Here is a 12115-nt window from a genome sequence, read left to right on the forward strand (position 1 = left end):
TCAATGAATGCGGTCTGGGCGCGGGATCAGTGATTTCATGATCTCAGCTTCTGCATGCAGCAGCTCTTTCCACCTCGACCGCACTTCCGGTCCGGGCAAGTAAGCTTCGGCCAGTTCTATGAAGGTACGATAATGCCCGGCCTCTGAAATCATCAGCTCACGGTAAAACTTCTGCAGCGACGCGTCTTCCAGCGATTCGGACAACAGCTTGAAACGTTCGCAGCTCCTGGCCTCAATCAGTCCGCAAATCAGCAGCCGATCCAGAAACGACTGTTCATAATCGCCTTTATTCCTTACAAGCTGCATGAGCCGTCCCACATATTCGTCCTTGCGTTGCCTGCCCAGCGGGATGTTCCTCTTTTTCAGTTCTTTCAAAACCCTTTGAAAATGCCCCCATTCTTCGGCGACAATGGGCGTAAGGGTTTCTACCATTTGTGCTTTTTCCGGATAATGTACGATCAGGGAAATGCAGCTCGAAGCGGCTTTCTGTTCGCAGTAGGCATGGTCTATCAGGATATCGCCGATTTGCATTGCTGCTATGTTCGTCCATCGCGGATCAGTAGGAAGTTCAAGACCAAGGGTAGTTAACGACGTAGCCATCAGGAATGGGGTTAACGGTTTAGTCAAACATAGGCCAGTTGATCCCAAACGAAAAGGCGCGTGCCAGTCCGAGGTAATCCGGGGTAACGTAATATCCTCTTGGAAAAAGGCCAAATTGCCCTCCCTGATTCAGGTAAGCCATTTTAAAAAAGAGCCTTACCCTTTTAATGCGCACATTGGCAAACGCGTCCACCACGACATTCTGCGGCAACCGCGTTTCGTTCTGCAAATGAAATTGCTGGGTAACAGGCATATAGGCATCGGCCAGATAACCTGATCTGTAGCGGGCCGAAAGCCCAATCTGAATAAAAAGAACTTTGGCATAAACAAAATCGTAGCTCACCTGGCCGCTCGCAAAGGCGGTAGGTACGCGTAACACATCCTTATTGTCGTTCAGCGTCAGGTAACCCATGGTCGTAAAATTCCATTTGTTAAGATGTATCGCGGAGTTAAAGCCAATTCTCAACAGACGAAAGCCCGAATTGAGCTGTCTTGGAACAGCTGCCGTGTCGTAATAAATATAATCATTGACCTGGTGGACCTGGATCTCAGGCACAAACTCGATTTTTTTGGTTTTGAGCACTAATGACGCATAAATCGTCTGGACTTTGGTTGGGTCAAAGTTGGTCCTCCATACAAAGTGATTGCTCAAATAACGCTGCACCAGTAAATCCGGGGCCGTCTGTATGCTTTGAAATCCCGCTTTTCCCCATTTGGTATTGATTTCCCCTTTGAGCCGGTATTCTACATTGGCTGCGAGGTTCAGGTCCGCTTCGGCGGTAACGTAATTCACTGAGTCTTTGAGATAATAACCCAGCCAGGCCCCGATGATATTATCGAATTTCAGGCCTGTGCGGTAACTGGTATAGGGGTTCCCTTCTGAATTCCCCTGTTGGCTGGTCCCCCGCATTCCATAAAACCGCTGCCGCACATAAGCCCTGTAATTGAAGCCCGAATAGAAGCCTTTGATGCCAATCTTGTTGTCGAACAACTTATAATAAAGGTTCTGACGGGTTTGTGTGGAATCAAAACGGGCGGCAGGATAGGCGCCCCGTTCCAGTCCACGGGTAAGGTCCAGGTCGGTATATCGGTTTAAAGTACTGTTGTAATCAGCCTGCTGGAAAACCTGAAACCCGTTTGCGAGCCGGTATTGCTGATAGATATGGAACACGTGCCTTCGCTCCCAGGAGTTGGCATCGTCGCTTATTTTGGCCGCGCCATCGTATGAAAACTCTTCTTTGACGCCGTCTGTCCCCACATTTGGTATTACGCCGCCTTGTTCCCGCACTTTTTGGTTCATGTGCCGGTAATGCGCGAGGATGAGGTATTTTTTGTTTTTTGAGAAAAAACTGGTGTGCATCAAAAGTGTCCAGTTCTGGCCGAGGAATGCGCCCGCATTGAGGTTATTGACAAAACCATATTGCTTATTGGAGGTAAGCCTTTGCGCCCGAAGACCAAAATTGAAACGGGAGTGGACGTTTTGGGTATAAGCAAACCGCCCTACCGACGTTTTTCTTCCGCCCGAAATGAAGTCCAGCTCGGTATGCTGGGAGCGCGTGTCCATGTACGGCACTTCGTCCTGTTTGATGGCATATTCGTCATAGGCACGCATCCCAAATTGCGCCCCGATGTCCTGGCGCGGCTGGAAAAACAAATTCCTGGTGGCGGTAACCGTATTCCCAAGATCCACCAGCTTGCCCCAGGAACGTTCCATGGGCGTCCACCGGTGAAAGTTGGTAAGGCTTGTATCCACTCTGTAACGCAATGAATCCCGGTTATTCAGAATATCGTTTTCGTAATAATGAAGTGTGGTTTGGGGCCCGTAAATGGTTTTGGTACTATCGTCGAGGATGGCACCGCCGCCCTGAGCGCTCCCGCCTCCGCTGCGTGATCCGCCACCAGGCATTTGCACATTACCGGGCAGCCTTACCTGCGCAAAAACCGTCGGTCGGGCCAGAATCCATATGCATATCGTCCACAGTGTGGTATAAAAAGCAATTCTCATAGAGGAATTTATCGTTCAGCCGTATTCATATGGTCAGCTATCCGGCTGGTAAGCCATCGCCTGAAATGCGCCGTATCGTCGCCAAAATTGACAGAAACCGGAATATAGGCAAAGCGCTCAGCACATCCCGACTTCTCAACCAAAAGTTTCAACTTGACCATATCCTTTTCAGTTGTGACTACAAAAGTATCGTTTTTTAGGCACCTAACCAGTTCGTCCACCTCTCCCGGCGTGTAATTATGGTGATCCGGAAAATTTACTTTGTCTACAACGTTGAACCTGCCCTCGAGATATGCAGCGAAAGGGGCCGGTTCGGCGATCCCGGTCACCATTTTAACATTCTTTAACTCTGCAGGCCTCCCGGTATAGGTCAGGGGAGCTGCATAATCGATGAAAGAAAAGAAGACGGGTGTTCCTGCCTTGGTGTAATGAGAGATCTTCTTTTGTATTTCTTCCCTTTTTGCCGCCGGAAGCGGAAACGGACATTTGGTAACGATAACAGCGTCGGACCGGGTGGCGCCGGCACGGGATTCCCGGAGCCACCCGGCAGGTAAGATGCTGTCCTGATAAAAAGGACGGTTATAGTCGCTCAGCAACAGATTGATATTCCTGTGAATCGCCCGGTGCTGGTAGGCATCATCCAGCAAAAGTATCTCTACCTGCGGCTGGGCCCGGGCAAGCTCCTCCGCCCCTTTTGCCCGTTTTTCGCAAACGGCTACGGGCAGACTATTACCGAACTTACTATAGAATTGCAGCGGTTCATCCCCGATGGTTTCTGCCGTGGAAGAGGCATCGGCAAGCAGGAAGCCTCTGGTTTTCCGACCATATCCCCGGCTCAGAATGGCAAGTGTTGCGACAGGCAGCAACATTTTTGTAAGGTATTCAATGACAGGCGTTTTACCAGTGCCTCCGATGGTAAGATTGCCGACGGAAATCACAAACTGGCTAGCTTTTCGGGAGGAAAAAATCTGGTAATCATACAAGAAATTGCGAATGCCCGTGACCGCTCCATATAACCACGAGAAGGGCGTCAGCAGTGTTTTTATCCATTGATGTTCTAGCATACCAGATGCATAATTACGTAATTTTTATCTAATATTGTGGCCCCAAAAATACTGACACCGCCTCGTTATGCCATTAAAAATTGTGTATCAGCCGTACACGCTGCGTTTTCGTAAAGAAGCCGGCACCTCACGCGGCATCCTTACACAAAAAACCTCCTGGATCCTGAAAGTAACTGATTCTGAGAACCCTGGCATCGAAGGTTATGGTGAATGCAGCCCACTTGCAGGCCTCAGTGTTGACGATATACCGGATTTTGAAGCACAGTTGTCATCGGTTTGCGACTTTTTCAATGGGCTGGACCTCGACGTTTTTCCATTCAATCTCGGCATCATTCTTGAGCAGGTTGTCCCGCAGCATTTGCCGTCGGTCCGTTTCGGGGTTGAAACGGCGTTACTGGATATCATGAACGGCGGAAGGCGGGTTTTGTTTAAGAACGCGTTTTCCAAAGGCAACAAAGGTATCCTGATGAACGGGCTGATCTGGATGGGTTCTTTTGACCATATGCTTGAACAGGTTTCGGATAAGCTTTCCCAAGGTTTTACGACGCTTAAAATGAAAGTGGGGGCGATTGACTTCGCGCAGGAATGCAGGATACTGGAATCGGTCCGGGGCAGATTTGATCAAAATGAAATTACCCTGCGCGTGGATGCAAATGGGGCCTTCCGGGAAGAGGACGTTAAATACAAACTCGCCGAACTGGCTACATTTGATCTGCATTCGATCGAGCAGCCGGTGAAAGCCGGACAGGAAGATTTAATGGCCAAACTATGTTCGTCGTCACCCGTGCCGATTGCGCTGGATGAGGAGCTGATCGGGCACTTTGACTACCGCAGCAAATTTGCTTTGCTCAAAAAGCTTGCACCTCCTTTCATTATTTTAAAACCAACCTTGCTTGGCGGGTTCCAGCATACCAACGAATGGATTGAAATCGCCAACCGCCTGAAAATCGACTGGTGGATCACCTCCGCACTGGAATCGAACATCGGACTCAATGCGATTGCCCAATATACGGCATCTAAAAACAACCCGCTTCCGCAGGGACTGGGGACTGGCCAGCTTTATACCAACAATTTCGATTCGCCTCTGACTGTCGAAGGCGGGAAGTTGTTTTATGACAAGGAAGGAAGCTGGAGCCTGCCTCCGATTGTTTAGCCGCTAAGAAGCCCTCCCCCACCCCTTCAAGAGCGCCTTTTTAGGTTAGTCCGGAAAAACCTCCCCTTTAAGTACCTGGCGTCCAGTCCACACCCTTCCTCAGCCAACCGAGCGTTTCCGCTTCCTTCGACCCTTCCATCGGAACGAAATTATATTCCCAATTGGCCTGAGGCGGCAAGCTCATTAAAATTGACTCGGTACGCCCATTGGTTTCCAATCCAAATTTCGTCCCACGGTCCCAGACCAGGTTGAATTCTACGTACCGCCCGCGGCGGAGGTACTGCCATTGTTTTTGTTTTTCAGTAAATGCCGCGTCGCGGTGTTTTCGCATGAAAGCAGTATAAATGGGCGCAAAGCTTTCGCCTACTTCTTTTACAAATGCGAACAATTGCTCTTTCGAAAGATTTTGCCCGTTTCCAGCTTCGTCCGGTTTGAGATAATCGAAAAAAATGCCTCCTATCCCGCGGGTCTCGTTTCTATGCGGAATGTAAAAATAGTCGTCGGCCCAGGTTTTGAACTTTGGATAAAATGCGGGGTGGTGATTATCGCAGGCAGCTTTCAACATCACGTGAAAAGTCTTTGCGTCCTCTTCGTCCACATAATGCGGCGTGAGGTCAATACCGCCGCCAAACCAGCAGGTACCGTCGCTCAGCTCAAAATACCTGACATTCATATGGATGATCGGTACATTCGGGTTATGCGGATGCATCACGATCGAGACGCCGGTAGCGGTAAAGTGAAAATCGTCCCCCTCATTCAGGTTCATTTGTGCGCGCAAACGCGGATGCACTTCTCCTGTCACTTTTGAAAAATTCACCCCGCCTTTCTCGATCACCCCGCCTTTTTGAATCAGCCGCGTCCTGCCGCCACCACCGGAATGATGCTCCCAGAGATCTTCCTGAAATTTTGCGGTACCATCTTCGGCTTCGATGGAATGACAGATGTTATCCTGTAAATTTTTGAAAAAGCCCTCTATTTGTTCAACCGTCATACATTCTCTGATAATTCGGAGGCAAAGCTACTATAAAACCAAAAAAGCAGAGGTTTTAGCTTGCTTTTTTGGTTCTGATGGCCGCATTTTGAAGGCATTTATTTACCAAAACGTTTAGGTCTGTTTTCCCCTACCCATCCGACCGGCTAACAAATAGCCGACCGTTTAAGCGCTTCTGGTAAGTTCGGTCAAATTCCGCGTTGGTCAGCAGGTCGAGCTGATATTTGTAGATTCTTGCCTTTAAAGCCGCGCCATACAATTTGCTCAGACGGTATTCCGCAATGTCTGTGCGTTGATACTTGTCCAGCTCGGTGGTTGAGTACATGCTTTCCGTTGATCATGTCCCATAGTGAGATATGCCTTTTATACATCGAAGTCGACCTCTCATTCAATGGATAGCTTCAACTGGCATCTTTTCAATATCTTGTTTGTCAACGCATTGGTTTCCCTGCATTTGCATTGTGGCTATGATTGTAAAGCGTCGCTCCCGTGTAACTAACTGATCTGAATACTATGATAAGCAAAGACAAGAACATCGGACTTGTGGACTTTTTAGAAGTAGCAGTACTCTTCCTGCTACCATTACCATTTTTAAAACTAAATGTTTTCTATGTCATTTTGGTGTTGATCATTATCTGCCTTTCTTCCTATTTAAGGAAAGAGAAATGGACCAACTTTGGTTTTCGCTCCATCAACCGAAGGTACCTTTTCGTGGCTGTTATAATCGGTTTAGTGTTCGGCGCTGTCGATAACTATTATTTGGAGCCTTTCCTGACAAAGTTGCTTTTGGGCAAAGAACCGGATCTGTCTTCTTTAGAGGATGCGAAAGGTGATATGAAAAAGGCAGCGATACTGCTGGCTGTAGGGTGGGTTGTAGGAGGTTTTTTCGAGGAGCTTTTTTTTCGGGGCTACCTGTTTTTTAGAATGGGGCTCCTCATCCAAAATAAGAAATTGCAAAAGTGGGTCGTACTGGTATCTACAAGTATGCTGTTCGCTTTTGCACATGCCTACCAGGATTTACCAGGAATGCTCAGTGCGTTTTACTTCTCCTTTATTATGGGGCTCCTCTATTTCTATTTCAGGAAGAATGTATGGTATCTGATCCTGATCCACGGCATTTACGACACCTTTGGAATTGCCATGCTCTACATGGGCTGGTGACAAAAAGAGGCTGCAGACCAAAGGTAAGTATACAGGTATAAACTACTTTTATACCCAATTGGCAGCTTACCTTACAATAGCTTGATGATCCGAATCCTACTTATATTTCTTACGATCTCGTCTTGTTCTTTTTCCCAAACATTTACCTCCGTGATCCGCGGCACCGTACGCGATGCCGACACCGGTGTTCCGCTCGTAGGTGCCTCCGTGAAGCTCTTGCCGGGCATTGCCGGTGAAATATCCGGTCCCGACGGGGCTTTCCGCTTCGACGATCTTGAACCGGGCAGGTACCAGCTGACAGTTTCTTATATTGGTTTCCAAACCGTACATGTACCGGAAATCCTGCTCGAATCGGGCAAGGAGAGCGTTAACCAGGTGCGCCTGGTGCCTTCCGGCACCGATTTGCAGGAAGCGACGGTTTCGGGTACGCAGCCGGTGGCCGTCAACAGTGTGCAGCAAATCACCATCGAGCAAACATACCGTTACGCGGCCACTTACATGGATCCGGCGCGCGTGGCGACGTCCTTTCCGGGAGTGGCGGCGGCTAATGATCAGGCGAATGGTCTGGTGGTGCGCGGCAACTCGCCCAACAGCATGCAGTGGCGGCTCGAAGGTGTGGAGATCGTGAACCCGAACCATTTGTCAAATGCAGGAACATTCAGCGACCAGCCGACCTCGACCGGCGGTGGCGTGAACATCCTGAGCACACAGCTTTTGGCGACATCGAATTTTTTGGCAGGCCCTTTTCCGGCACAATACGGCAATGTGACCGGTGCCGTGCTGGACATGAACCTGCGAAAGGGAAATGATGAAAAAACTGAATTCACGGGTCAGGCCAGTTTGCTGGGGCTGGACCTGGCAGTGGAAGGGCCGTTTTCCAGGAAATGGAAAGCCTCTTACCTGATCAATTATCGCTACTCGTTCACCGGTTTGCTCGGCTTGTTAGGCGTGAGGTTTGGTGGCGAGGATATCCGTTTTCAGGATCTGGCAGTGCATGTAAACCTTCCCGCTGGCAAAGCCGGCACATTCACGCTGTTCGGGATGGGCGGGATCAGCAAAAATATGTTCGACGGCGAGCGCGACAGCACATTGTGGGAGAATCAGAAAGATGCCTACAACATTGATTACCAGAACAAAATGGGCGCTTTGGGGATCACACATTCGGTTTCCCTCGGAAGAAACGCTTCGCTCAGGACGGTAATCGCGCATTCGGGTTTCAAAAGTACGCGAAATGCCAGCCCGCTTTATGATAACTATGTGCTGTCGTATGGGGTATTCGACACGATGGCCGTAAGCAAGGGATTTTTCTCGGGCAATACCACGCTTACTTACAGGGCCAGCCCAAACAGTAAATTCAGGGCGGGCGCATTTGTCAATTTACAGGAAGATCACATGCGCTCTTTTTATACGGATTATCCCTTTATCACACATGCATTCAGGCCATTTGCAAGCTGGACTTACAGCCCTGTCCCGGCGCTTACCGTGGAATTGGGCATTCACGCATTTTACAGCAAGGTGAAATTACCACACGCAAAGCCGCATTGGCTGGTCGAACCCAGGGCATCTTTGAAATGGCAGGCCGGCCCCAAAACGCAACTGTCAGCTTCCTATGGTTTACACAGTCAGTTGCAGTCGCCAATGCTGTATCTTGGTCAGCCCGTGCAAAGTGAGTCGAACAACGGTGCGCTCAGCCCGGCCCGCTCACGCCACTTCGTAATCGGATTGCAGCAGCAAACCGGCAATTCGGGCAGCTTGAAAATAGAGGCGTACTGGCAGGAACAATTTGATATTGCCACGGTGGAGCGATATAACTTCTCGGCGGTTAACCTGATGAACGAATTTTATGCGGGAGAATATGAAAATAGCGGTACGGCCAGAAATTACGGTTTGGAAGCAACCTATCAGAAATACCTGACCAACCAGTTTTACCTGCTGATTTCTGGCTCCTTGTACGACGCGACTTACCAGGTTCAGAAGGGCGGCGAGCGATTGGACAGCCGTTTCAACGGCCGGCATACATTCAGTTTTACAGGCGGAAAAGAAATAAAAACCTATAATGGCAGTATTTGGGGCGTCAATACCAAAATCCTGTGGCTGGGTGGTTTCCGCGAGCGGGAGATCAGGCTGGACGCTTCTGAGCAAGGCCAGCAGACGGTTTATTGGAGCAACCTCTACACCGTGAAACTAAAAGACTATTTCCGTCCGGACCTCCGCATTTACCGCAAAAAGAGCAACGCAAAATACAGCACTACCCTCGCTATCGATCTGCAAAATGCAGCCGGCATCAAAAATGAGGCGTACCGGTACTACGACATTGTAAAAAGAAAAATCGTAACGCAAAACCAGCTGGGCCTCATCCCCATGTTAAGCTATCGTGTTGAATTCTAGCGCCTGACAACAAAAAACAACCAATAACCCATTGCCCTAAGTACCCAATCCGTTTTTACATATCCCAATGCCCCGATGACTTTTTTCCAAAAGAAGAAACTTTTCTCTCCGGCAAAATGTAAACAATGTCACGGCCGACTTTTTTGTAAGTCCGACGCCAACAAATGGGGGTGACTGGAATTGACAGCGGGTTGGAAGTCTGTGTGTAAGCATGTCGGGAGTTGAGATTACCTCCCGTAAATAATGGTCTCAAACAATAACTGGCGAATATAACTACGCCATGGCTGCTTAATCCGGAGGATTAACCAAATGCCATCATCTCTCCACCCCACGTGCTGCCGGGTGGGTTCCGAGGTGTCGAACCGCAGCGCTGGTTGGTATATTGATGCGTAAAACCAACGAGACCCTAGTATCTAAGGCTTAGACGCGGGTCCGCCGCGAACCTTGTCTGGCCCGACAACCTAATCGAGGATAAGCATGTAGAAGGCGCAGGGTTTCCCTGTTCTGGACCGGGGTTCGAATCCCCGCATCTCCACTGATTGAAAAATCAAATCTTACAAAAACCCGCAAAATCAATTTGCGGGTTTTTTTTATCCGCAAATTTCGCAGCAAAACCCGAGGGACGAATTAGGATCAAATCCAAAACTTGTGGAGGGCATAGGATTTATCTAGGTTTGTGTTTTTAAATCAAACCAGTTCGTTTTGGAGAGCTTCTTGCCGCTTATTGAGTTAATCTTACCGGAATTTATAATTGACAATTACTTACTGACCCATGTAGAGAAGTCAGAAGAACGTTATCATGTCTATTTGGAAGAGAAGAATTATCCGGAAGATGATCCAAGAAAGGCAGACTTACTCCCGAAGGGTTATTTCCCGACCATTACATTGCAGGATTTCCCATACGCGGTCACAAAGTTTTTCTCCATATCAAACGTCGTAGATGGCTCAATATTAAGACGGGGAAAGTTGTTCATAGAGACTGGAATCAGGTAGCTCAAGGAACGCGGATGACGAGTGAGTTTTCCGCTTTTTTATCGGAACGCCGACCGAAAGAAATTGGTGGATACCAGGGCTAATGATGTTTGGAGTATTGGCCGTTTTTATGGGGTCAATGGTAGGGGCCTATTACGCCAATATCTTGATTTTCAGAGTGGATTTAAAGATTGGGGCCAGCGAGGACATGCTAAAAAATGGCTGCTGTTTCCTGAAAACATAGGCTCTCACCTCTCTATTGATGAGACCAGCCTTTCCCGCGGCGAGCTCTATACAATTCTTACCAACAAAGCCGCCAAAGGCGGGCGGGGAAGTATAGTGGCCATTGTTGCTGGTACAAAGGCAGAAACTGTGATGGAGGTCATCGGCAAAATTCCAGATCCTCTGCGCAAGAAAGTGACTGAAATCACCTTGGACATGGCTGGCAGCATGACAATGATCGCCAAACGATGTTTCCCCCGGGCTGTGCGCGTCACTGACCGTTCGCTTCGGCGATCCGATTCATGTACAAAGGTTAGCCATTCACTTTCACACCGTTGGGGTAGATGACCTGATAGGATTCACTTGGTGCTGGCTGTTGGCCTGATAGCTCAATAAAGCCGCCGACTTTTCGGCGATCCCCTGCGCGGCTTAAATTTTCTTTTCCCACCCAATAACCAAACTTGGCTACCGTAATGCCGTGAGGCTTGCAGAATTCACTTTGACTCAGGCCACTTTTGCGCCACTCCCTTACTAATTTAAACATTGCTTCTGACTGATCCATTCTCGCTATTTTTTTCAGTCAAAAATAAAACTCGAATTTTAGCTAAGAAATATGCTGTTCATCGGATGCTTACTGCACACCATATGACAACTGAGCCCCTCCCAGGTTTTCAGACGGTTGAAAGTAGAGTTTCCGGGGGGAGGTCAGTAAAAGTCGAGATATTTTTCAATACCACGAATGTAGATTGAAGCCAAAATAAGTGGAAAAGGCAACAATTTAGTGTTCACCTAAAAAATAGTCAAAAAAAGCCAGCTTACCACCCTTTATTCCAAGTTTGGCCTTGATAGCACTTCTATGGTTTTGAATTGTCTCAGCACTTCTTTGTAGCCCCTTTGCGATTTGCCTCGTCGACTGGCCCTCTAAAATTCGTTTTGCAACTTCATATTCTGCCGCACTCAACTGAAGAGTAGGGGAGGCACTTGACATCAACCTCTTTATTGAGGGTGAATAATAAGTTACTTTTCGAGTGACTACCATAATACACTCTGCCAAGTGTTCGGCGCCATCATCAAAGTGGATGATTCCTCTTACACCCAGTTCCAACATTGCGCACAAATTTGCCTTGTCATACTCTTTGGTAAAGACAACGAGAGGTACAAGGGATGATTTAGTTACATTGTTAATTTCTTCAATCATTGTAATATTGGATTTATGCAGATCTTGATCGATCATGATTATATCGGGATCGAATATTTGAACCAAATCCAAAAGTTGCCGGGGACTAGAGGTTACAGCCGCAGCGTGACCCAAATTACCTAAATGTTCGGCAAATACGCTGGCGTTGAGATTGCTTCGTTTTCCTATAAGTATACGCACTGGAAAAACTATTGTTAGAAACTCGTAATAACTTGTAAAACGAAGCTATCATCAATCTCCATGAGAAAGAATTTAGTGTCAGAATAACTAGAATATGACATATCTCGCTCCTTAGTACATCTTCGGTGGGAGTTACAAAATCATAACCGTAAAATGTTTTTAAAAGAAAGAAGTGAATGGG

The 12115-nt window shown here is 48.0% G+C and carries 11 protein-coding genes, 1 other RNA gene and 1 pseudogene; 6 read left to right on the plus strand and 7 right to left on the minus strand.

From position 1 onward, the window contains the following. From AC1XUF_RS28145 to lpxK, 3 genes are read right to left on the minus strand one after another with little or no spacing between them, the layout of a single operon-like run. The gene (locus tag AC1XUF_RS28145) at positions 1 to 600 is read right to left on the minus strand and encodes a MiaE family protein (protein WP_483345203.1); all 600 of its coding nucleotides are present in this window, start codon (positions 598 to 600) and stop codon (positions 1 to 3) included. 19 nt (positions 601 to 619) lie between these two features. Continuing rightward, positions 620 to 2605: a putative porin gene (locus AC1XUF_RS28150; protein ID WP_483345204.1), complete on the minus strand. Its 1986-nt coding sequence runs from the start codon at positions 2603 to 2605 to the stop codon at positions 620 to 622. A gap of 8 nt (positions 2606 to 2613) precedes the next feature. After that, positions 2614 to 3669 carry a tetraacyldisaccharide 4'-kinase gene (gene lpxK / locus AC1XUF_RS28155; protein ID WP_483345205.1) on the minus strand — a complete coding sequence of 352 codons (1056 nt, stop codon included), beginning with the start codon at positions 3667 to 3669 and terminating at the stop codon, positions 2614 to 2616. Positions 3670 to 3736: 67 nt separating this feature from the next. On the opposite strand from lpxK, the gene AC1XUF_RS28160 reads away from it, so the two are divergent. Beyond that, positions 3737 to 4822: an o-succinylbenzoate synthase gene (locus tag AC1XUF_RS28160; RefSeq protein WP_483345206.1), complete on the plus strand. Its 1086-nt coding sequence runs from the start codon at positions 3737 to 3739 to the stop codon at positions 4820 to 4822. A 67-nt stretch (positions 4823 to 4889) separates the two neighbouring features. Here AC1XUF_RS28160 and hemF read toward each other — a convergent pair whose 3' ends face one another. Together hemF and AC1XUF_RS28170 are read right to left on the minus strand one after the other, a co-directional pair. Then, positions 4890 to 5813 carry an oxygen-dependent coproporphyrinogen oxidase gene (gene hemF, locus AC1XUF_RS28165; RefSeq protein WP_483345207.1) on the minus strand — a complete coding sequence of 308 codons (924 nt, stop codon included), beginning with the start codon at positions 5811 to 5813 and terminating at the stop codon, positions 4890 to 4892. A gap of 130 nt (positions 5814 to 5943) precedes the next feature. Continuing rightward, the gene (locus tag AC1XUF_RS28170) at positions 5944 to 6138 is read right to left on the minus strand and encodes a hypothetical protein (protein ID WP_483345208.1); all 195 of its coding nucleotides are present in this window, start codon (positions 6136 to 6138) and stop codon (positions 5944 to 5946) included. Positions 6139 to 6326: 188 nt separating this feature from the next. Here AC1XUF_RS28170 and AC1XUF_RS28175 point away from each other — a divergent pair, with 188 nt between their 5' ends. The 5 genes and pseudogenes from AC1XUF_RS28175 (at position 6327) to AC1XUF_RS28195 (ending at position 10904) form a co-directional block, all read left to right on the plus strand. Then, positions 6327 to 6974 (plus strand): CPBP family intramembrane glutamic endopeptidase, encoded by a 648-nt coding sequence (locus AC1XUF_RS28175; protein ID WP_483345209.1) that lies wholly within the window; start codon positions 6327 to 6329, stop codon positions 6972 to 6974. Between the two features lie 150 nt (positions 6975 to 7124). Beyond that, positions 7125 to 9362, plus strand: coding sequence for a TonB-dependent receptor (locus AC1XUF_RS28180; RefSeq protein WP_483345210.1), 2238 nt, complete (start codon positions 7125 to 7127; stop codon positions 9360 to 9362). A 166-nt stretch (positions 9363 to 9528) separates the two neighbouring features. Beyond that, positions 9529 to 9900, plus strand: a transfer-messenger RNA (tmRNA) gene (gene ssrA, locus AC1XUF_RS28185). A 176-nt stretch (positions 9901 to 10076) separates the two neighbouring features. Further along, positions 10077 to 10438, plus strand: a pseudogene (locus tag AC1XUF_RS28190) (ISAon1 family transposase N-terminal region protein). Beyond that, entirely contained in the window at positions 10377 to 10904 is a 528-nt protein-coding gene (locus AC1XUF_RS28195; protein ID WP_483345211.1) for a transposase, read from the plus strand. Before AC1XUF_RS28190 ends, AC1XUF_RS28195 begins: the two are co-directional and overlap by 62 nt. Here the strand turns inward: AC1XUF_RS28195 and tnpA are convergent. Both tnpA and AC1XUF_RS28205 read right to left on the minus strand, forming a co-directional pair. After that, positions 10870 to 11118 carry an IS66 family insertion sequence element accessory protein TnpA gene (tnpA, locus tag AC1XUF_RS28200; protein WP_483345212.1) on the minus strand — a complete coding sequence of 83 codons (249 nt, stop codon included), beginning with the start codon at positions 11116 to 11118 and terminating at the stop codon, positions 10870 to 10872. The genes AC1XUF_RS28195 and tnpA overlap by 35 nt on opposite strands. A 216-nt stretch (positions 11119 to 11334) precedes the next feature. Further along, entirely contained in the window at positions 11335 to 11934 is a 600-nt protein-coding gene (locus AC1XUF_RS28205; protein ID WP_483345213.1) for a LuxR C-terminal-related transcriptional regulator, read from the minus strand. Positions 11935 to 12115: the final 181 nt, after the last annotated feature.

It is taken from the genome of Dyadobacter sp. HNCC25DJ185 (genome assembly GCF_056895195.1).

Coding starts and splice junctions, on each gene's coding strand:
- lpxK (WP_483345205.1), bottom strand. CDS start 3,669: ATGCTAGAACATCAATGGATAAAAACACTGCTGACGCCCTTCTCGTGG.
- AC1XUF_RS28160 (WP_483345206.1), top strand. CDS start 3,737: ATGCCATTAAAAATTGTGTATCAGCCGTACACGCTGCGTTTTCGTAAA.
- hemF (WP_483345207.1), bottom strand. CDS start 5,813: ATGACGGTTGAACAAATAGAGGGCTTTTTCAAAAATTTACAGGATAAC.
- AC1XUF_RS28145 (WP_483345203.1), bottom strand. CDS start 600: ATGGCTACGTCGTTAACTACCCTTGGTCTTGAACTTCCTACTGATCCG.
- AC1XUF_RS28175 (WP_483345209.1), top strand. CDS start 6,327: ATGATAAGCAAAGACAAGAACATCGGACTTGTGGACTTTTTAGAAGTA.
- AC1XUF_RS28150 (WP_483345204.1), bottom strand. CDS start 2,605: ATGAGAATTGCTTTTTATACCACACTGTGGACGATATGCATATGGATT.
- tnpA (WP_483345212.1), bottom strand. CDS start 11,118: ATGGATCAGTCAGAAGCAATGTTTAAATTAGTAAGGGAGTGGCGCAAA.
- AC1XUF_RS28170 (WP_483345208.1), bottom strand. CDS start 6,138: ATGTACTCAACCACCGAGCTGGACAAGTATCAACGCACAGACATTGCG.